Below are 19,465 nucleotides of genomic sequence, written 5' to 3' on the forward strand. Positions count from 1 at the left end.
GTGCCGCCTCCCAGCCTAGCCGTCACGCGTATGGCACCGTGGGCGCAGTGCGACGACGGCTGAGCCTGGTGATGGCGATCGGATTGGCGCTGTTCACGGCGTGCGGCGTGGAAACCCCGGCCGCGCCGCCGTCGACTCCTGCTCCACCGGGGACGACCACCGTCCTCACCACCCTTCCGCGGCCGAGCTCCGCGCCGAGCGTGCCGCCTTCGAGCGCGCCGCCCCCGAGCACGCAGCAGCCGAAGACCGGCAAGGTCGTCGTGCTCGATCCCGGGCACAACGGCGGCAACGCGGGCAAGCCCGGCGAGATCAACAAACAGGTCCCGGCGGGGCGCGGGAAGAAGAAACCGTGCAACACCACCGGAACCGCGACGAATTCCGGATATCCCGAGCACGCGTTCACCTGGGACGTCTCGCAGCGGATCGCGCAAGCCTTGACCGCCAAGGGAATCCGGGTCGTCCTCACCCGGCAGAACGACACCGGCGTCGGACCGTGCGTCGACGAACGCGCCGCGATCGGGAACGAGGCGCAGGCGGACGCGGTCGTGTCGATCCACGCCGACGGCTCGAATTCCGACGGCGCGCACGGCTTCCACGTCGCCTATTCGGCCCCGCCCCTGAACGCCCAGCAGGGCGAGCCCTCGACGAAACTCGCGACAGCGCTGCGGGACGGGATCCGCGCGGGCGGCTTCCCGACGTCGACCTACCTCGGTACGAACGGGCTCGCGCCGCGCGCCGACCTCGGCGGACTCAACCTCTCGACCCGGCCCGCCGCGCTCGTCGAATGCGGGAACATGCGCAACGCCGCCGAAGCCGCGGCGATGTCGAGCGAAGAAGGACGTCAGCAGTACGCCGCCGTCATCACGAAGGCCATCGCCGACTACCTCGCCAGCTGAGCCGCTCCCCGCACGTCGCGAGTAGGACACTAGTGTCGTGAGTGAGAAATTCGCGCCGTAGATTGATGCTGGAATCCGGTCACCCATCGCTGAATGAACCCCACCTGCTCGCCGGACCTGATGCGTCGCGAAAGCCACTTTCGGGACGTCAGATGTCGCGAAAGTGGCTTTCGCGACACGTGCTGGGCGGCTGGGCACGCAGTACACCGAACAGCGTGACACAACACCGGAATCTGAGCACGAACTCAAGTCGCGAACTAACGAATCACTCATCTAGGACCGCAGCAGCGCCGGGCTCCCGGTGATCTCGACGGAGCCCGCCCCGCTCTCCGGGCGGGTCCCGTCGAGGAGTTCCACAGTGCCTTGGGCGGGCAGCCGCGCGGTGCCCGTCGAGGTCCAGGCGATCCGGAACTCCTCGCCGTCCCGCTCGAACCGGCACTGCCACAGGTTCTCCGGCAGTCCGGCCTGCATTCCCTCGCCGCAGGACTGGATCCTCGCGCCGTCGAGCCACCGTCCGAGCCGCTCGACGTGGGCGGCGGCACGTGTCGGCGGTCCGCCGACCGGCTGGAGCACGATCGGCACGCGGCCACTTCCCCAGTTGTAGAAGTACATCCGCTTGAAGCGCGCGTAAAGACCGGTCAGAAAGAAGCGGGCCGCGTAGTCCGCGGCGCGGGCGGGGTCGACCGGCGGCTGGTACGGGACATCGAAATCGGTGCCGGTGCTCCACAGGTTCGCGTGCCCGGCGGTGCGGTGGAAGATCTGCTCGACCTCGTCCGCGACGGCGAGCATGGCCTCCGGCGGATCGGCCAACCGCCGCGGGTACAGCTTGACCGCCGCGGCGTCACAACTCTCATACCCGCGCAGTTCGCCGAACCGTTCGAGGGTCCGACGGTACGCGGGTTCGGCGAGCTGACCCATCGACGGGCAGACCACGAGGGCCTCGGGATCACTCGCCTTGATGATCCGGCTCGCCCGCCGGACCATCTCCACCAGCTGTTCGACCGGGCCGGTGAAGTACTTCGGGTGATTGGCCATGTCCCACAGTTCGTAGGACTCGATCCGGCCGCGGTAGCGCTCGACCACCTTCCCGACGAACCGGTCCCAGTCCGCGAGGTCGTCGGGCGGCGCGGCTCGGGAACCGTCCGGATAGGCCGACGGTGGCCCGCTGGGACTCGCCCAGCCGGGCGTGCCACCGAAGACGAACAGCACCGGGAACCCCGACCGGTTCGCACCTTCGACCAATCTGTCCAAAGTGGACCATTCAGGCCTGCCACGTTCGGGCTCGAGGTTCTGCCAGCGTGTCCCCGAATCCCAGAGCCGGACCGCGCCGACCCCGAACGTCGGCATCAGCCCGGTCGTACTGTTCGCCGTCACCCCGAAGAACTCTCTGTCCACAGGAGACGGTCTGTGTGTCCACATCGGAGCGTGGAACGACGGCGCCACCGTCTCGGCCTTCGGTTCCGCCACGGGCATCGCGCCTGCCCCGACCAAGGCGACCAGCGCGAGCGAGGCCGTCAGCGGCCACCACCCCGTCCGGTTCCGCACCCGGGGCTCCGGAACCGGTTCCGGAGCGGGAAGCGCGGACGCGGCACCGTTTCCCCGTGCCGCGTCCGCGCGTTCCCACAATCGGAAGAGCTTCGACATTTCGTCGCGCTCGGCACCGCAAACCGTCGCGATCCGTTCCACCGGCCCGAAAGCGGCCGGAACACTGGCGCCGCTGCAGTAGCGGTGCACGGTCGAGCGGCCCAGATGGGCCTTGGCGCCGATCCGTTCGTAGCTGTAGCCGCTACGCCGTTTCAGCTCCTCGAGCAGTTCCGCCAAGGCCCGGTCGTGGTCTCCCCCTGCCATGTTCCCTCCCCGGCCCCGATGATCCCATGGGGCACAAGGGGCGGGATCTCACTCACCGATCAGGGTGCGACCCACTTGACGCACCGGGAAGCGGCCCATCCCTCGGTGCCCTTGTAATTCACCTGGACCCAGCGGTTGTTGGTACCCGCCCCGCAGGCCGTGTAGCTCTCCCCCTTGATCGAGGTGCAGGCCGCAGCCGCCGTTTTGTCCTTGGGGATCGTGCCGACCTTGCCGCTGCTGGCGTCCGGCGAGACGTAGATGCCCGCGTTCACCCGGCCCTTGACCTTGCAGTCCAGCGCGGCGATCGCCGGATCGGACGACCCGAGCTCGCCGGCGACGGCAGGCCCGGCCAGCACTCCTCCCGCGACAGCGCCCGTGAAGGCCGTGATGACTGCGACTCGTTTCATGGTGTGCATTTATCTCCCCTTCGGTCTCCAAGCCGCGGAACGGCTTGCGGGGTCAGCCTGTCCGGCCGCACACGGGGTCGCGAGCCCTTTGCCGCCCAGCGAAAACCTCCGCATCCGGCAGGCGATCCCAGGCCGCGCACGGGCATCCCAGACAGCCGCGTCTCCGCAGGTCAGAACCGGGAATTCATCCCACCGTCCCGGATCGAGCCGAACCACTTGCTCCGCCGCGCCAGGAGCGTTTGGGTTGCCACCGGGGAAATGAAATGCCGTCTTGAGGGGGACGTGACATGACTTTACGTATGGTCTTCGACCGGGAAGATCTCCAACGGATCCGGATCGCCGAAACACCGGATCCGATGTGGGAACTGGTCCTGAGTTCACACCGGCTGCGGGATCCCCGCCCGTCGTCCTGGCGGCAGCGGGTCCAACTGAACGCGCGCCAGGACGAACACTCGGCGCGCGCCCTGAAGACGTTGTTCACGCTGGTCCCGCCGAAGGGGGATTTCCCGGATTTCCTCACCCCGGCCGTCCAGCCGGGGTCACTCGAAAGCGGATGCGAAGCGGTGGCGTGCACGCCTCGCCGACGACTGCGGGCCGATCTCCGGACCGTGTTCACCGGGGGCGCACCGCAGTGGGTGAAACGGCTCGCCGACGGTGATCGCGAGCAGGTCCATCGGGTCGTCGGCGCCCTGCGCGACGCGTACGACCTGGTGATCGCGCCGATCTGCCACAGCGTGCGCGAAACCGTCGCCGCCGACCGTGCGGAGCGGGTCCGCACGCTGTCGGGGGAGGGCGCGGGTGCGCTGGTGAGCGGTATCCCCGGCGTCCGCGGCTGGGACGGCGAGGTGCTGGAGATCGCATATCCGGCGGCGCGAACCGTCCGGCTCGACGGCCGGGGGCTGACCTTGGTCCCGAGCCATTTCTGCTCGGGCAAGCCGGTCACGCTCATCGACCCCGCGCTGCCGCCGGTGCTGATCTACTCCACCGGGCGCCCCGCCACCGTGCCCGCCGCCACCACACCCGCACTGGTCGCGTTGCTCGGCCGGACACGCGCGGAAAGCCTCGGCGCACTGCGCGTACCGCGCACGACCAGCAAGCTGGCCTCATGCCTCGGCACCTCGATCGGCACGGCCAGCAAACAGGCCGCCGTGCTGCGCGAGGCCGGGCTTGTCACGAGCGTCCGGCAGGGCGGCGCCATCCTGCACCACCTCACCCGGCTCGGTACGGCCCTGCTCGCCGCCGAACTCCACGAAGGGACCTGTCCATGAAATCGGTACTCGCCGCCGTCGTCCTGATCCTGGGTACTGCCGCCCCCGCCGCCGCGGCGGCGGATTTCCCGGTACTGCAGATGAACCTCTGCCGCAGCGGCGTCGCGAACTGCTTCAACCAGGGCGGGGCCAACCCGATGGCGAAGGCGGCGAGCACGATCGTCGCGGTGAATCCCGCCGTCGTGACGTTGAACGAGTCCTGTTCGTCGGAGACGACGAAGCTGGCCGCCGACGTCAAGGCGCAGTCGGGCCGGGTCTACACGGTCGTGTGGCAGCCGGTCGGCAAGAAGGAGAACGGCAAGACCACGCCGTATCCGTGCACGTCGGGACGTGGTGAGTACGGCATCGCGGTGCTGGCCCGGCAGGACCTCGGCGCGGTGCGGGCGCGCGAGGGCGGTTACTACGGGCCGCAGGACGGCGGAGCCGAGCAGCGCGCGTACCTGTGCGCCGAGTTCGGCTCGGTCAACGCGTGCACCACGCACCTCTCGACCAAGCGGCCCGCGGTCGAACAGCAGTGCCAGGATCTGAAGAACCTGCTGGCGAAGTACGGGACGGGGACCGTCTTCGGCGGCGACCTAAACCTGCGCTACCCGGGCGATCCGAGCGCGCAGGCGTGCGTGCCGTCGGGTTCGTTCCGGAAGGGCGACGGCGGCGTCCAGCACATCATCGCCGGTGGCGCCTTCGGCTTCGGAAGCTCCGGCAAGACGTCGATCGCCGGCACCGATCACCCGGCCTGGCGTGTCACCCTGACCCGCAATTAGTCACCTGCTTGCGGTCGTTACGGGGCGACCAGCGAGTTGGCAGGCCGCAAGTAGGTGACTAATTGCGGTCGTCGAGGGGGCGTGCGTTGAGGTGGTCGGCGAGTAGCTTCCGCGCGATCTCCTCGGGGTCCTTCTCGGGCGGGAGCGGCGGAGGTGGCGGCGCGGGGCTCGCGTCCTCGTTGTAGAGATCCTCGTCTTCCTCGACCGGCTCGGGCGGGAGCGGGATGTCCGGCTCGGTGGTCGCCACCTTCGGCCGCTGAGGCTCCGGCTTCGGCGCGGGAGGCGGGGGCGGCGGCTGCGTGGGAGCGGCGCCGGGCGCCTCGGCGGACCGGCGGGTGAAGGATCGTTCGGGCGCGGACGATGCAGGCGCGGCCTTGGGAGCGGCGGCCTGCCGGGGCTGCGCGGCGCCGTGGACGCACCGGACCTGCCAGTCTCCTTCGAAGACCGCCTTGAACGCGGCCGCGATGCGCTCCATGTGCTGCGGCTCGGAAAGCCTGCGTGCCACGGGTTCCGCGTTGTGCGTGAGTGTGACGGCGGTGCCATCGACACTCACCACACTCGCCTGCGTGAGCATCGCCCCGGTGACGGCGCCGCCCGGGAGCTTTCGGATCGCGGCCTGCACCTGCGGCCAGCGGCCGCGGATCCCGTCCACGTCCGTCTCGCCGCCCGAAGACGCCGCCGGAGCAGGCGCGGCCGGAGCAGGCGCTGGTGCGGCGGGCCGTTCGGCGACCGGCTCCGGCCGCGCGACGGGCTGCTGGGCCGGTGCGGGTTGCCGTGCCGGTGCCGGTTCCTGGGCGGGAGCGGGGGCCCGTTGCGACGGCCGCTGGAACTCGCGAACGGGCTCACCAGCGGGAGCGACGGGAGCCGGTGCGGCCTGAGCCGCCGGAGCGGACTGGGCGGCGGGAGCGACCGGGGCGGGCTGGGCAACCGGAGCAGCGGCGGGCGCCGGTGCCGAAGCGGCGCGGCGCTCGAGTCGTTCGAGACGGGCGAGCAGCGCGTCGGTGCCCTCGGCGACCGACGGCAGCAGCATCCGCGCCGTCAGCAGTTCCAGCACCAGCCGCGGCGAGGTCGCGCCCCGCATCTCCAGGAGTCCATTGTGGACGATGTCGGCATAGCGCGAGAGCGTGGCTGGCTCCAGTTTGCCCGCCTGCTCCTTCATCTTCTTGAGTTCGTCGTCCGGCGCGGCGACCAGGCCGCGCTCGCCCGCGTCCGGCACCGAACGCAGCATCACCAGGTCACGCAGGCGGTCGAGCAGGTCGGTGGCGAACCGGCGCGGGTCGTGCCCGGCCTCGGCGAGGCTCTCGACGGTGCCGAACACCGCGGACGCGTCGTCGGCGGCCAGCGCGTCGACCATGCCGTCGATGAGCGCGACGTCGGTGACGCCCAGCAGGGACACCGCCCGCGGGTAGTCGACGCCGTCCGGCCCGGCGCCCGCCAGCAGCTGGTCGAGCACCGACTGCGTGTCCCGCGCCGAACCGCCGCCCGCACGGATGACCAATGGGTACACCGCGGGCTCGACCTGCGCGCCCTCGGCAGCGACGTTGCGTTCGAGCAGTGCCCGCATCGACTTGGGCGGGATCAGCCGGAAGGGGTAGTGGTGCGTCCGCGACCGGATGGTGGCCAGCACCTTGTCCGGTTCGGTGGTCGCGAAGATGAAGATCAGGTGCTCCGGCGGCTCTTCCACGATCTTCAGCAGGGCGTTGAAGCCCTGCGTGGTGACCATGTGCGCCTCGTCGATGATGAAGACGCGGTAGCGCGAGTCCGCCGGGGCGTAGAAAGCCCTGTCCCGCAGCTCACGGGCGTCGTCGACGCCACCGTGGCTGGCGGCGTCGAGTTCGGTGACGTCGACACTGCCGGGGCCCTCGGGCGCCAGGTTGCGGCACGAGTTGCACTCGCCGCACGGATCCGGCGTCGGACCCTTCGCGCAGTTCAGCGACCGCGCCATGATGCGCGCACTCGACGTCTTGCCGCAGCCGCGCGGGCCGGAGAAGAGGTAGGCGTGGTTGATCCGGCCCGCGGCCAGCGCGATGCGCAGCGGATCGGTCACATGCTCCTGCCCGACGACCTCGGCGAAGGTAGCCGGACGGTACTTTCGGTATAGAGCTAGAGCCACGCGGCGAGAGTACCGGGAAGGGGCGACAGGGTGAGACCAGCACCGACCCCAGGCACGTATCCGGTCCGCTTCGGCACCGCCGAACTGCTCCGCGACGCCGACCGCGCCAACGCCTGGATGATCTCCGTCGACGGCGTGGCCCAGTCGCACGTCAACCTCGACGATCCCACGGATCTCGAGTTCGACTACATCCGCCGGATCGCCGACGTCGTCGACTGCCTCGGCGAAGGCCCGCTCGACGCGCTGCACGTCGGCGGGGCCGCCTGCACGCTCCCCCGCTACGTCGCCGCGACGCGCCCTCGCTCACGACAACTGGTCTTCGACGCCGACGGCGAACTCGTCGCGCTCATCCGCGAGCAACTCGGCCTGAAGGGGCTGAAGGTGCGTGTCGGCGACGGCCGCGAAGGTGTCTCCGGCAGGTACGACGCTTCGGCCGACCTGGTCATCGTGGACGCCTTCGAACGCGGAGTGTTCGCCGGCGGGCTCGCGACCGTGGAGTTCACGAAAGAGGTCGCGCGGGTCCTCCGCCCGGCCGGGACCTACGTCACCAACGTCAGCGACGGCCCGAACCTGCCGTTCCTTCGCCGATTCCTGGCGACACTGGCGACGTCGTTCCCGCATCTGGCCCTGCTCGCGGAACCAGGTGTCCTCCGAGGCCGCCGGTTCGGCAACATCGTGGTCGCCGCGTCTCGCGTCGAACTCCCGGTCACGGACCTGACCCGCCGGGCCGCGTCGTCCGCGTACCCGGCCCGCTGCGTCGCGGGCGAAGACCTCCGCGAGCTTCAAGGCAAGGCGCGGCCGATCACCGACGCGGAAGCCCTGCCGTCGCCGGTGCCGCCTAAGGACGTCTTCGGGATCTTCTGAGACCCGGAAATGAAAGGGGATCCCGCGCACCCGCCAGAGCCTGCTTATCCTTGCTGCCTTCCGGCCCTGGGGAGGTTCACAAGATGGACGCCGCGCGGGATCCGAGGACCAGTGTAGTCACTCCGGTCCGGACATGGAGGACAGTGGGGGGTATGAGCACTCCGACCTGGGCCGATGTCATCAAAGCCGCCGAAGCCGTCCATCCGTTCGTGCGACACACGCCGGTGTTGCGCGCCGAGGTCGACGGGCGGCCGCTGGTCCTCAAACTGGAGCATGTGCAGCGGAGCGGGTCGTTCAAACTGCGGGGCGCGGTGAACGCGCTGGTGAGCGGGCCGTTGCCGGAGCGGGTGCTGACGGCGTCCGGCGGCAACCACGGGTTGGGCGTGGCGACGGCGGCTTCGCTGCTGGGCCTGCCTGCGACGGTGTACGTGCCGGAGTCGGCTCCGAAGGCGAAGACGGTCCGGATCGAGGCCGCGGGCGCGAAGCTCATCCGTCACGGCGCGACGTACGCCGAGGCGGCCGCGAAGGCGCTCGAAGCCGCTTCTGAGCCGGGTACGCGGTACCTGCACGCGTACGACGATCCCGCCGTCGTCGCCGGTCAGGGCACCGTGGCAGCCGAAGTGGTCCAGGACGCGCCGGACGTCGACGCGTTCCTGGTCGCGGTCGGCGGTGGTGGCCTGGTCGCCGGGACGTCCCTGTCCGGGGTGCCGACGTTCGCCGTCGAGCCGGAGCGGTGCCGCGCGCTCGGCGCGGCGCTGGAGGCGGGTGAACCGGTGGACGTGGAGATCGACTCGGTGGCGGCGTCCGCGCTCGGCGCGACCAGGATCGGCGACGTCCCGTTCGAGGTGCTCCAGGGCCGGGTGACGTCCGTGCTGGTCAGCGACGCGGAACTGCTCGCCGCGCGAGACCGGCTCTGGGAGGAGTTCCGGCTCGCCGTCGAACCGGCCGCCGCGGTCCCGTTCGCCGCCTGGCTGGCCGGGCGGACCGGCGGCGAACTGCCCTGCGTCATCCTGTGCGGCGCGAACAGCGAGTGGACGCCCTGAGTCAGGCAGCCCGGAACCGAACCTGGAACTCCGTCCGCCCCGGACGGCTGGCGACCCGCACCTGACCATCGTGCGCGGCGACCACGGCCGCGACGATGGCCAGCCCGAGTCCGGTGCTGCCCGCCGCCCGCGACCGCGAATCGTCGCCGCGGGCGAACCGTTCGAAGACGTCCGGAAGGATCCCCGGCGGGATCCCCGGTCCACCGTCGACAATGGACAGTGTCACCACAGAATCCACAATGGACAGTGCGGTGGCGACCTCGGTACCGGCCGGAGTGTGCGTACGGGCGTTGCCCAGCAGGTTGATCACCACCTGGTGCAGCTGATCCGCGTCGCCGAGAACGGTGATCGGTTCCGGCGGAACCTCCAGCAGCCACTTGTGCTCCGGTCCGGCGACATGCGCGTCGGCGACGGCGTCCGCGACCAGCCGGGACAGATCGACCGGCTCGCGCACCACCGGGCGACCGGAGTCCAGCCGTGCGAGCAACAGCAGATCCTCGACCAGACCGGTCATCCGCGTCGATTCCGACTCCACCCGGCCCATCGCGAACGCGATGTCCGGCGGCACTTCGGAGCCGGAGCGCCGAGTGAGTTCCGCGTAGCCGCGGATGGCCGCGAGCGGGGTCCGCAGCTCGTGGCTGGCGTCCGCGACGAACCGGCGCACCCGGCTCTCACTGGCCTGGCGGGCGGACAGCGCGTGGGAGATGTGGCCGAGCATGCGGTTGAGCGCGAAGCCGACCTTGCCGACCTCGGTCCGCGGGTCGGTGTCCACTTCGGACACTCGTTCGGACAACGCCACTTCGCCGCGGTCCAAGGGAAGTTCGGCGACCCTCGTCGCGGTGGCGGCCAGCCGGTCGAGCGGTTTCATGGTGCGCCGCACGGTCACCGCGCCGAGCGCGCCCGCCAGCAGGATGCCGCCGATGGCGACCCCGCCGAAGATGAAACCCAGGTTCCACAAGGTGTCCGTGACTTCCTTGGTGGGCAGTCCGGTGATCGCGATACCGCCGCCCGCAGTCGGCTTCGCCACCACGCGGTACTCCCCGAGCGAGCCGAGGTCCACGTCGCTGGGCTCGCTACCCGCCTTTGACCGCAGAATAGTGGCGACCTGCGACGGGCTGATCTCGTCGTGCGGGAACGGGCCGGTGACCTTCGCGTCGTAACTGGACCTCAGCACCGCGGCGAGCACGCGTCCGTCCGGGAACACGTTCACGAACAAGGAACCGGCGCTCTGGCCATAGGCACGCAAGCCCTCGGGGACCCGATCCCCGCCGGGTCGGCCCGGTGGCGGCGGACGGCTGGCGCGTTGGCTGGTCTCGTCGAGCCGGGAGTCGAGCTGGTCGATCAGGAAGTCCCGCAACGCCAGTTCGGTCACCACGCCCACCACCAGGCAGACGAGCGCGAGCAGCCCCGCGACCTGCGCGATCAGCCGCCGCCGCAGGGACCAAGGCCGCTTACCCCGCGGGCTTGAGGACATACCCGGCGCCGCGCATCGTGTGGATCATCGGTTCCCTGTCGGCGTCGATCTTCTTGCGAAGGTAGGAGATGTACAGCTCGACGATGTTGGCCTGGCCGCCGAAGTCGTAGCTCCACACCCGGTCCAGGATCTGTGCCTTGGAAAGCACGCGTTTCGGGTTGCGCATGAGGTAGCGCAGCAATTCGAATTCGGTGGCGGTCAGCGGCACCAGATCGCCGCCGCGGTGCACCTCGCGACTGTCCTCGTCCAGGGTCAGATCGCCGACGACCAGCGTCGAACCGCTCGGCCCGGCGACCCCGCCCGCGCGCCGGAGCAGCGCCCGCAGCCGCAGCGCGACCTCCTCCAGGCTGAACGGTTTGGTGACGTAGTCGTCGCCGCCCGCGGTGAGCCCTGCGATCCGGTCCTCCACCGCGTCCTTCGCGGTCAGGAACAGCACCGGCAGGTTCGGCGACTCGGATCGCAGGCGGCGCAACACTTCCAGGCCGTTCATATCCGGCAGCATGACGTCCAGTACCACCGCGTCCGGCCGGAATTCCCTGGCGACGCGAACCGCCTCGGTGCCGTCGGCGGCGGCGCGGATGTCCCAGCCCTCCATGCGCAGGGCCATCGACACGAGTTCGGACAAGGTCGCCTCGTCGTCGACGACCAGCACCCGCACGGGGCTGCCGTCGGCACGGCGCAGGCCGGCCTTCGCGGAACCGGACGACGGGACGTTCACACTGGTCATGCTGCCATCCTGGGCGGCGCCGTTGAGGCTTCCCTGTGTCCCGGCTGTGCGTTTCCTGTGAACGATCACCCGGCCGTGGAGTCCCGGAATCACAGCGCGTCCCCACCGACGGCACAGCTTCCGCACAGCGACGGCGGCGAGCATGGCCGCAACCGAGTACACGGAGGCGACCAGATGACCGAACCGACCAAACCCGCCGAGCCCCCGTCGGGTGAGACCGCCGCCTGGGGCGCGCCCGCTCCGGCAGGCGAACCGAAGAAGGCCTGGTCGGGCCGCAAGACCGCGATCGCGGCCGGAGTGGCGGTGGTGATCGCCGCCGGTGGCGGAGCCGCGATCTGGGCCGGGACCGTCGCGAACGGCGCCGAACAGGGTCAGGGCGGGATGATGGGCGGCCCCGGCGGCAGGGTGATCTTCGGCCCTGGCGGGGGCGTGCCGCGCGACACGCTGCACGGCGACTTCGTCGTCTCCGACGGCAAGGGCGGCTACAGCACCGAGCGGCTGCAGACCGGGGAAATCACCGAGATCAGCGCGACGTCCGTCAGCTTGACCAGCAAGGACGGCTACAAGCAGGTCTACACGGTCGATTCGTCGACACGGAAGACCGGCGATCCCAAGACCGGTGAGACGGTGACGGTGACCGCCAAGGTCGCCGGGGACACCGCGACGGCGACGACCATCGGCAAGCCCACGCAGAACCAGCGTGGCGGGCCACCCGGTCAGGGTCAACAGGGACAGGATGGCCCGCGGCGCTACTGAGCCATGACGGCAAGCAGCGCGGCGGCCGTTTCGTCGGGCTTCTGCCCGGAGGTGTCGAGGACGACGCGGTCGGTGCGTGCCTGCCGCATCCGGGCCGCCTCGGTGACCGCGCGGGCGGCCACCCGGTCCCGCACACCGGGTGGCGCCCCGCGTAGCTCGTCACCCGCCAGCAGCGCGGATTCGCCCTCGGCCCGGCGCCGGACGCGTTCGGTGAGGGTCGCGGCGTCCGCGTCGAGATGGACGACGGTGACCTCCTCGAAGACCTGCCGGTGCTCCGGGCCGAATTCCCTGGCCACCACGAGCAACTGCCGCGCTCCGGCCTCGCGGTAGCCGCGCCAGACGGCCGCGAGGATCGCCGCTTCCGCAGCGGGATCCGGGCCGGGGTGCACGAACCCGAACTGCGCGAGATCGACGTAGGCGACCGGCGTCTCTCGCTGCCAGAAGTCCCGCAGCACGCTCCACGCGGCCGTCGACTTGCCGACCGCCGTCGGGCCGGTCACCACGGTCACCGGCCCGGGCTGTGGCTCCACGGGGCGGTCTGGCCGCCGGACCGGTCCGGCGGCCACGAAACAGCGCTGGAACAGGGCTTCCACGGTTTCGTCGGGTCGCTGCCCGGTCGTGTCCATCTCCTCGCCGAAACCGGTGCGGTCGTAGGCATCCGCCACCGCGAAGAGGTCAGGCAGCGCCTCAAGGGGCGAACCGCGCTCGAGAAAGCGGCTCCGGAGTTCGTCGCGATCGCACGTCAACCGGACGAGTGTGAGAACGAAATCGCTGCCCTCGAAGGACCGCTCGACGCCGTTTTCCGGATCCACCACCCCGGACACGACGAGCTGCCTGGCGCCCCGGCTGCGCAGGATCTCCAGCACCCGCAGCAGGTTGGCCGCTTTGATGGCGTGCGAGGCGTCGCCCCCGCCAGGCGGAGGGCCGATGAGCCCGAGCTGATCGATGTCGACGTACGCGACGTTGCCACCCGATTCGAGGACGCGGGTGTACAAACCCCAGGCGGTGGTGGATTTCCCCGCGCCCGGCGCCCCGGTCGTCCAGAGCACGGGCGTCTTCGTGGTCCCCATGGCTTTTGATCTTAGGAACCCCTGTCCACCGAAATAGGGCAGAGTTGGGCGCGTGCGGGACATCAGTGGTTCGCTGGCGAGGCAGGCCTGTGCGGTCGCGGCCGTCTGCCTGGTCGCCGACGCCGGGCTGTTCCTCATCGGCGGACCGCCGCTTTCGCTCGGCTGGCAGGCGTGGGTGCTGCTGGTGGGTGGAATCCTCGCCAACGCCGCGCTCGCCGGGCCTTCGCGGTACTCCGGCTGGGTTTCCGCCGCGCACGCCGTCCTGCTCACCGCCGCCCCGCTCCTGCTGTTCCCGTACGACCACTACCTCCAGGCCACCAACGCGGGCGTGCTGATCGCGGGTTACCGCGCGGGCGCCTGGCTGTCGGCCAAACCGGCGCTGGCGGCACTGGCCGCGATGCTCGCCGGGCTCGTCGCCTGCAACCTCATCCCGGTCGACCGGGGTGACCGGGACTGGCGGCTGTTGCTCATCGACGTCGGGGTGAGCGGACTGCTGCCGTGGATGGTCGGCCGCTACACGACCGCGCGGCGCGCGTACATCGCCGACCTCCAGCGCGCGGAGGAACAACGGCGGCAGCACGAAGCCGAGGCGGTGCGCCGTGCCGTCATCGAAGAGCGCACGACGATCGCCCGTGACCTGCACGACGTGATCTCCCATCACGTCAGCGCGATCGGTGTGCACGCCGGCGCCGCGAGGCTCGGGCTGCCGGAGGGCGAACCCGCCGTCCGGCGTTCGCTCTCCGCCGTCGAATCGTCGAGCCGGGCCGCGATGGCCGACCTCCGGCGCCTGCTGGATCTGTTGCACGGCAAGGAGAACGCGGACGCACAGCGGCAGCCGGGGCTGGACAATCTCGACGAACTGCTCGACAACGTCCGCACCGCCGGACTGCCCGCGCGGATGACCAGTCACGGCGGGCCGCGGGAACTGCCGGGCTCGGTGGACGTCGCGCTGTACCGCATCGCGCAGGAGGCGCTGACGAACGCGCTCCGGCACGGCTCCGGCGGAATCCTGGAAATAGACCTCGCCTACCGGCAGACCGAAGTCGTCCTCACGATCACGAACGAATTCGGCCGGGCGCACCGGCGCCCCTCGGCCGAGTCGACGAAACGTGGTCTCGCCGGGATCAGGCAACGGGTCGCGCTGTTCGGCGGGCAGGTGGAATGCGGGCCGCTCGACGACGGGCGGCGCTGGCGGGTTCGAGTCGGATTCCCTTTGGAGGCGGAATGATCCGGGTTCTGCTGGTGGACGACCACGCGATGTTCCGGTCCGGGATGCGCGCGGTGCTGGACACCCAGGCGGACTTCGAATGCGTCGGCGAGGCGGCGGACGGACGAGAAGCCGTCGCGCAGGCGGCCGCGCTGCGCCCGGACGTCGCGGTACTCGACGTCCGGATGCCCAAATTGGACGGTCTCGCCGCGACCGAGGCGATCATGTCCGCGCCCGGCAACGACACCCGGGTCCTCGTGCTGACGACCTACGACTCCGATGAGTACGTGTACCGCGCGCTGCGCGCCGGTGCGAGCGGGTTCCTGTTGAAGAGCCTCGCGCCCGAAGAACTCGTTTCGGCGATGCGGGTGGCCGCGCGCGGCGACGCGCTGATCGACCCGACGGTGACCCGGCGGCTGGTGTCGACCTTCGCCACCAGCATCGAGCCCGTGGCCGCCGAACCGGCGGAGCTGGAACGGCTCACCTCACGCGAACGCGAAGTCCTCCTGCTGGTCGCCGACGCCTCCAGCAACGCGGAGATCGCCGCGCATCTGCACGTGGGCGAAGAGACTGTGAAGACGCACGTTTCCCGTATTCTCGCCAAATTGGGCCTGCGCGACCGGGTACACGCCGTCGTCTACGCCTACCGGAACGGTCTCGTCGGCGGCCGGTGATCGGTTCGCCGGACGGGGCTCCCGGTGCCAGAATCCGGGAGGACACGTCGAGGCAGGGAGCTGCGGATGAAGCGCTGGGTCACGCTCACGATCGGGCTGGTCTTCCTGCTGGTGGGCGGCGTCTGGGTGCTCCAGGGCGCCGGGGTGCTGACCGGCAGTTTCATGACCGGGCAGAAACTGTGGTTCCTGATCGGGCTCGTCGCGTTCCTGATCGGGGTGGTGCTGGTGGCGGCCACCGCCCGCCGTTCGAAACGGGCCCCCACCGACGACTAGGTGCCTGACTTCGCGTGCCTGGATGGCGATCACACGTGCTTGAGCGCGTAACTCACGTGTCTGGGTGGAGATCTCGCGTGCTTGGGCGCGCAACTCGCGTGTCTGGATGGCGAACTCGCGTGCTTGGGCACGCGACTCACGTGTCTGGATGGAGATCTCGCGTGATTGGGCGCGGGACTCGCGTGATCCGGGTGGACGACGCACGACGCTAGGTGAGCTTGAAGATCGGGTAGCCGGGCGCGATCTCCAGCAGCTTTTCGTCCGACGCCTTCGCGTCGACACCGTCGAAGAACACGCCGACCTCGAACTTCCAGCGCTTGAGGTAGGCGCGCAGGATCTCGGGCTTCTCGTCGTCGGCGAGTTCGGTGTAGGTGAAGGTCTCGGTGCGGCGCCCGACGCTGAGCTGCCCTTCACCCGCGACGCGCAGGTTGCGCACCCACTGCGTCACGCCGCGAGGCGCCACCAGGTAACGCTCGCCGTCCAGTTTGAGCAGGTTGACCGGGACCGACCGCGGTTCGCCGCTCTTGCGGCCGCGAATCGTGAGCACCCGGCTCCCCAGGAAGCTCACGCCGAGCTTCGTCAGCTTGAGCACGCCCTCGTTGAACGCGTTGGTCGCCTTGGCCGGCTTGAGGTAGCGGGTGGTGGTCATCTCGTCTCCTCCCAGATCTTCGAGAGCAGCGCTCTCCGTTAAGAGCAGTGAACACCAGAGCATCGCGCCGCGTCAAGAGCGGTGCTCTCGTTTAGGTGCGATGCTCTATGGTGAGAGCATGGCCGCCACCCAGACCGCGCGCGAACGCGCCCGCGCCGAGCTCACCCGCGAGATCAAGGACGAAGCCCGCCGCCAGCTCGCCGAAGTCGGCGCGCTCGGCCTTTCCCTCCGCGCCGTCGCACGGGATCTGGGCATGGTCTCGTCGGCGCTCTACCGGTACTTCTCCAGTCGCGAGCAGCTGCTGACCGCCCTGATCGTCGACGCCTACAACGCCGTCGGCGAGGCCGCGGAGGCCGCCGACGACCCAGGGAAGACCCCCTTGGCAAGGTGGGAGTCGATCTGGCACGCGGTCCGCGCCTGGGCGAAGGCGCACCCGCACGAGTACGCGCTGATCTACGGCTCGCCGATCCCCGGCTACCAGGCGCCGCAGGACACCGTCACGCCCGCGGGCCGGGTGGCGTTCGCGCTGGTCGCGATCCTGCGCGACGCCGACCTGCGCGTCGAGACCGAAGTCGGCGAGATGCCCGTCGAACTACGGCGCCAGCTCGGCACCGTCACCGAGATCCTCAAGGTCAACCTGGGTCCCGAGACGGCTTCCCGGCTGATCATGGCCTGGACCCAGCTGTTCGGGATGATCAACTTCGAGCTGTTCGGACAGTACGTCGGCAGCGTCGACCCGCCGGACGCCTTCTTCGCGCACGGGATCCGTCAGATGGCGGAGTTCACCGGGATCAGGATGACCGGCTGAGCGCGGTCCACGACCGCATCAGCAACTGGACGGCGTCCACCACGTCCTCGTCGCCGGTCCCTTCCGGACTGAGGAAGCGTTGCAACAGGAGCCCGTCCTCGAGCGCGTGCAGGATCAGCGCGAGGAAGGCCGGGTCGGCGGGCGGCTCCACGCCCCGCGCGGCGAGTTCGGTCTTGATCGAAGTCTCCAGCAGCGCCCTTGTCGACTTCTCGCCTTCGCCGACCAGCGGACGCGCCTCGGGATTCCGCAGCGCGTAAAGAGCCAGCTCGGTGCGCAGGGTCAGCCAGCCGCCGAGGTGTTCGGCGCGCTCGACGTTCCACGCGCGCAGCCGGTCCATCATCTCGGCGAAGGAGCCGACGCCGTCACGCAACGCGGTGACCTCCTCGGCCTCGCGCTGGGTCCGGCGGCGCAGCAGTTCGACGACCAGCTCGTGCTTGCCGTCGAAGTTGCCGTAGAAGGCACCGCGCGTGAACCCGGCCCGTTCGGCGATCTGCTCGACGGACGTGCCGTTGACCCCGCGTTCGGCGAACAGCTCGGCGGCCGCCGTGAGCAACCGCTGTCTGGTCTGCTCGCGGCTTTCCTCCCGCGTCAAGCGTTTCGCCGTCACACGGCGATCTTAGAGTTCCCGACTCCCCTTACGACCGGTCAGCCACACCCCACCGGCGAGGACGGCGACGGTGACCAGGACGGCCAGCGCGGTGAGCGGCCACAGCGCCTGGCTCGCGAAGAACGCGGAAACCGCGCCGAAGAAGACGGCGACGAGGAGCAACGGCGTGGTCCGGACGGCTGCGGCGGCGGGGACGGTGGCCATGGGAGGTTTCCCTTCGGGGTGGTGCGCGGAACACTCGGTATTCGCGGAGGGGACCGCGCCGGCTCGGCGGCCTTACGCCGGTTGGGGCACGGATCACCCTTCCGGGCGAGAAACCCGCGTGGCGGCTAACGTCACGCCGGGGACGACATCGAGGGAAAGGCGGCTCGCGGTGGAGAAGTGGGCGGAGCAGGTCGGCAGGATCCGGGTCATCGGAACCGGGGTGATGGGCCGGGGCATCGTCCAGCTCGCCGTGACGGCGGGGCTCGAAGTCGAGCTCGCCGACGCCCGGCCCGACGCCGTCGGCGAGGCCATCGACCACATCGGCGCGATGCTGGGCAAACTCGCTTCGAAGGGCAAGATCACCGAGGACGCCGCCGCCTCCGCGAAAGAACGGCTGATCGCGGTCGACGGTCCGCTGGCCCCCGCCGACGGTGTCGACCTCGTCGTCGAAGCGGTCCGCGAGGACCTGGAGATCAAACGCGCGCTGTTCGCCGAACTGGAACGCGTCTGCGGCCCGGACACCGTGTTCGCCACCAACACCAGTTCGCTTTCGGTCACCGAGATCGCCGCCGCGCTGACCGATCCCGGCAGGCTGCTCGGCCTCCACTTCTTCAACCCGGTCCCGCTGATGCGGCTGGTCGAGATCGTGCCCGGCGCGCGGACCGCGGCCTGGCTGCCGCCCGCGATGACCGAACTCGTCCGCGGCTGGGGGCACGAACCCGTGCTCGCGCGCGACGCGCCGGGCTTCCTGGTCAACCACGCAGGCCGCGGGCTGGGCACCGAGGCGCTCCAGATCCTCGCGGAAGGGATCGCGAGCCCGGCCGAGGTGGACCGCGTCGCGCGTGACGTGCTGGGGTTGAAACTCGGCCCGTTCGAGCTGCTGGACCTCACCGGTCTCGACGTCTCGCACGCCGTGCTCGAAAGCATTTGGAGCGGCTTCCACAGCGAACCGCGGCTGCGGCCGTCGTGGCTGACTCGCCCGCGCGTCGCCGCCGGGCTGTTCGGACGCAAGAACGGCGAGGGCTTCTACCGCTACGTCGACGGCGTGCAGCAGGTCGACCCGGAGCCGTCCGCCCCGGAGGCGCCGACGACGCCGGTGTGGGTCGAAGACGAACGGCTCGGCACGCTGCTCTCGTCGGCGGGGATCCAGGTCGTGCACACGGCGTACCCGGACACCGTCCTGATCGTCAGTCCGATCGGTTCGTCCACTGTGGACGCCGCACTGGCCGCGGGTCTCCCGGCGGACCGGGTCGTCGGGGTCGATCCCCTCGGCGGCTACGGGAACCGCCTGACGCTTTCGGTCCACCCCGCGCTCGACCCGGCCGCGGGCCGCACCGCCTGGGGCGCGCTCGCCGCGACCGGGCTGCCGGTCACCGTGGTCCGCGACGGCCCCGCCCCGATCGCGCAGCGGCTGCTGGCGTCGATCGTCAACACGGCCTGTTTCATCGCCGGACAACGGCTCGCGACGCCGGAGGACATCGACACCGCCGTCCGGCTCGGCCTCGGTTACCCACGCGGACCGCTGACCTGGGGCCAGGAGGCAGGCCCGGAACTCGTGCTGCGAGTCCTGCGCGGACTCGTCGCGAGCACCGGCGACCAGCGCTACCGGCCGAGCGGCTGGCTCACCGAACGGGTCGCGCTCGGCCTGCCGCTCACGTCGGCGGGCACCTCACCGGCAGACCTCTAGCACGCGTGAAGGCCCCCTTCCCTCGGTTGAGCCGGGCGAATTCTCGGGGTCCTCGCAACACCTGATGGCTTATGTGGCTGCCAGTAGATCACGCAGGCGCTCGGCTGGTTTGTTCCAGCCGAGCGTTTT

The 19,465-nt window shown here is 70.3% G+C and carries 20 protein-coding genes and 1 other RNA gene; 11 read left to right on the forward strand and 10 right to left on the reverse strand.

What is annotated here, in order from left to right:
• The first annotated feature begins 71 nt into the window (after window positions 1-71).
• A complete protein-coding gene (locus ACLARN_RS32565; RefSeq protein WP_409495321.1) occupies window positions 72-896 on the forward strand; it encodes an N-acetylmuramoyl-L-alanine amidase in 825 nt (274 codons plus the stop codon).
• 273 nt (window positions 897-1,169) lie between these two features.
• Here ACLARN_RS32565 and ACLARN_RS32570 read toward each other — a convergent pair whose 3' ends face one another.
• Both ACLARN_RS32570 and ACLARN_RS32575 read right to left on the reverse strand, forming a co-directional pair.
• On the reverse strand, window positions 1,170-2,744 hold the full coding sequence (locus tag ACLARN_RS32570; RefSeq protein WP_409495297.1) for a helix-turn-helix domain-containing protein: 1,575 nt from the start codon (window positions 2,742-2,744) through the stop codon (window positions 1,170-1,172).
• A 59-nt stretch (window positions 2,745-2,803) separates the two neighbouring features.
• Window positions 2,804-3,151 (reverse strand): SH3 domain-containing protein, encoded by a 348-nt coding sequence (locus tag ACLARN_RS32575; protein ID WP_409495298.1) that lies wholly within the window; start codon window positions 3,149-3,151, stop codon window positions 2,804-2,806.
• Between the two features lie 287 nt (window positions 3,152-3,438).
• Here ACLARN_RS32575 and ACLARN_RS32580 point away from each other — a divergent pair, with 287 nt between their 5' ends.
• Entirely contained in the window at window positions 3,439-4,419 is a 981-nt protein-coding gene (locus ACLARN_RS32580) for an ArsR/SmtB family transcription factor (RefSeq protein WP_409495299.1), read from the forward strand.
• The gene (locus ACLARN_RS32585; RefSeq protein ID WP_409495300.1) at window positions 4,416-5,180 is read left to right on the forward strand and encodes an endonuclease/exonuclease/phosphatase family protein; all 765 of its coding nucleotides are present in this window, start codon (window positions 4,416-4,418) and stop codon (window positions 5,178-5,180) included. The genes ACLARN_RS32580 and ACLARN_RS32585 overlap by 4 nt, the downstream gene beginning before the upstream one ends.
• A gap of 58 nt (window positions 5,181-5,238) precedes the next feature.
• Here the strand turns inward: ACLARN_RS32585 and ACLARN_RS32590 are convergent, their stop codons facing one another.
• Complete coding sequence (locus tag ACLARN_RS32590) at window positions 5,239-7,293, reverse strand: DNA polymerase III subunit gamma and tau (protein ID WP_409495301.1); 2,055 nt, start codon at window positions 7,291-7,293, stop codon at window positions 5,239-5,241.
• 30 nt (window positions 7,294-7,323) lie between these two features.
• Here ACLARN_RS32590 and ACLARN_RS32595 point away from each other — a divergent pair, with 30 nt between their 5' ends.
• Window positions 7,324-8,157, forward strand: coding sequence for a spermidine synthase (locus ACLARN_RS32595; RefSeq protein ID WP_409495302.1), 834 nt, complete (start codon window positions 7,324-7,326; stop codon window positions 8,155-8,157).
• Between the two features lie 11 nt (window positions 8,158-8,168).
• Here ACLARN_RS32595 and ffs read toward each other — a convergent pair.
• An RNA gene (gene ffs / locus ACLARN_RS32600) (signal recognition particle sRNA small type) lies at window positions 8,169-8,263 on the reverse strand.
• A gap of 46 nt (window positions 8,264-8,309) precedes the next feature.
• Between ffs and ACLARN_RS32605 the strand changes: the two genes are divergently transcribed.
• On the forward strand, window positions 8,310-9,200 hold the full coding sequence (locus ACLARN_RS32605; RefSeq protein ID WP_409495303.1) for a serine/threonine dehydratase: 891 nt from the start codon (window positions 8,310-8,312) through the stop codon (window positions 9,198-9,200).
• 1 nt (window position 9,201) lies between these two features.
• Here ACLARN_RS32605 and ACLARN_RS32610 read toward each other — a convergent pair whose 3' ends face one another.
• Together ACLARN_RS32610 and ACLARN_RS32615 are read right to left on the reverse strand one after the other, a co-directional pair.
• Window positions 9,202-10,674 carry a sensor histidine kinase gene (locus ACLARN_RS32610; protein WP_409495304.1) on the reverse strand — a complete coding sequence of 491 codons (1,473 nt, stop codon included), beginning with the start codon at window positions 10,672-10,674 and terminating at the stop codon, window positions 9,202-9,204.
• Window positions 10,652-11,401 (reverse strand): response regulator transcription factor, encoded by a 750-nt coding sequence (locus ACLARN_RS32615; protein ID WP_409495305.1) that lies wholly within the window; start codon window positions 11,399-11,401, stop codon window positions 10,652-10,654. Before ACLARN_RS32615 ends, ACLARN_RS32610 begins: the two co-directional genes overlap by 23 nt.
• A gap of 174 nt (window positions 11,402-11,575) precedes the next feature.
• Between ACLARN_RS32615 and ACLARN_RS32620 the strand changes: the two genes are divergently transcribed.
• On the forward strand, window positions 11,576-12,157 hold the full coding sequence (locus ACLARN_RS32620; RefSeq protein ID WP_409495306.1) for a hypothetical protein: 582 nt from the start codon (window positions 11,576-11,578) through the stop codon (window positions 12,155-12,157).
• Here ACLARN_RS32620 and ACLARN_RS32625 read toward each other — a convergent pair.
• Window positions 12,151-13,227 (reverse strand): AAA family ATPase, encoded by a 1,077-nt coding sequence (locus tag ACLARN_RS32625; protein ID WP_409495307.1) that lies wholly within the window; start codon window positions 13,225-13,227, stop codon window positions 12,151-12,153. The genes ACLARN_RS32620 and ACLARN_RS32625 overlap by 7 nt on opposite strands.
• Window positions 13,228-13,279: 52 nt before the next feature.
• Between ACLARN_RS32625 and ACLARN_RS32630 the strand changes: the two genes are divergently transcribed.
• From ACLARN_RS32630 to ACLARN_RS32640, 3 genes are all read left to right on the forward strand, one after another.
• Window positions 13,280-14,455 (forward strand): sensor histidine kinase, encoded by a 1,176-nt coding sequence (locus ACLARN_RS32630; protein ID WP_409495308.1) that lies wholly within the window; start codon window positions 13,280-13,282, stop codon window positions 14,453-14,455.
• Complete coding sequence (locus ACLARN_RS32635) at window positions 14,452-15,108, forward strand: response regulator (protein WP_409495309.1); 657 nt, start codon at window positions 14,452-14,454, stop codon at window positions 15,106-15,108. The genes ACLARN_RS32630 and ACLARN_RS32635 overlap by 4 nt, the downstream gene beginning before the upstream one ends.
• 66 nt (window positions 15,109-15,174) lie before the next feature.
• Complete coding sequence (locus tag ACLARN_RS32640; RefSeq protein WP_409495310.1) at window positions 15,175-15,381, forward strand: hypothetical protein; 207 nt, start codon at window positions 15,175-15,177, stop codon at window positions 15,379-15,381.
• Between the two features lie 208 nt (window positions 15,382-15,589).
• On the opposite strand, the gene ACLARN_RS32645 is transcribed toward ACLARN_RS32640, so the two are convergent.
• Complete coding sequence (locus ACLARN_RS32645) at window positions 15,590-16,030, reverse strand: nitroreductase family deazaflavin-dependent oxidoreductase (RefSeq protein WP_409495311.1); 441 nt, start codon at window positions 16,028-16,030, stop codon at window positions 15,590-15,592.
• A 118-nt stretch (window positions 16,031-16,148) separates the two neighbouring features.
• Between ACLARN_RS32645 and ACLARN_RS32650 the strand changes: the two genes are divergently transcribed.
• Window positions 16,149-16,838: a TetR/AcrR family transcriptional regulator gene (locus ACLARN_RS32650; protein WP_409495312.1), complete on the forward strand. Its 690-nt coding sequence runs from the start codon at window positions 16,149-16,151 to the stop codon at window positions 16,836-16,838.
• On the opposite strand, the gene ACLARN_RS32655 is transcribed toward ACLARN_RS32650, so the two are convergent.
• Both ACLARN_RS32655 and ACLARN_RS32660 read right to left on the reverse strand, forming a co-directional pair.
• Window positions 16,822-17,445 carry a TetR/AcrR family transcriptional regulator gene (locus tag ACLARN_RS32655; RefSeq protein WP_409495313.1) on the reverse strand — a complete coding sequence of 208 codons (624 nt, stop codon included), beginning with the start codon at window positions 17,443-17,445 and terminating at the stop codon, window positions 16,822-16,824. The genes ACLARN_RS32650 and ACLARN_RS32655 overlap by 17 nt on opposite strands.
• 9 nt (window positions 17,446-17,454) lie before the next feature.
• On the reverse strand, window positions 17,455-17,649 hold the full coding sequence (locus tag ACLARN_RS32660; protein ID WP_409495314.1) for a hypothetical protein: 195 nt from the start codon (window positions 17,647-17,649) through the stop codon (window positions 17,455-17,457).
• A 169-nt stretch (window positions 17,650-17,818) separates the two neighbouring features.
• Here ACLARN_RS32660 and ACLARN_RS32665 point away from each other — a divergent pair, with 169 nt between their 5' ends.
• Entirely contained in the window at window positions 17,819-19,336 is a 1,518-nt protein-coding gene (locus ACLARN_RS32665; RefSeq protein ID WP_409495322.1) for a 3-hydroxyacyl-CoA dehydrogenase, read from the forward strand.
• Window positions 19,337-19,465: the final 129 nt, after the last annotated feature.

It is taken from the genome of Amycolatopsis sp. cmx-11-12 (assembly GCF_046269425.1).
GTDB lineage: Bacteria > Actinomycetota > Actinomycetes > Mycobacteriales > Pseudonocardiaceae > Amycolatopsis.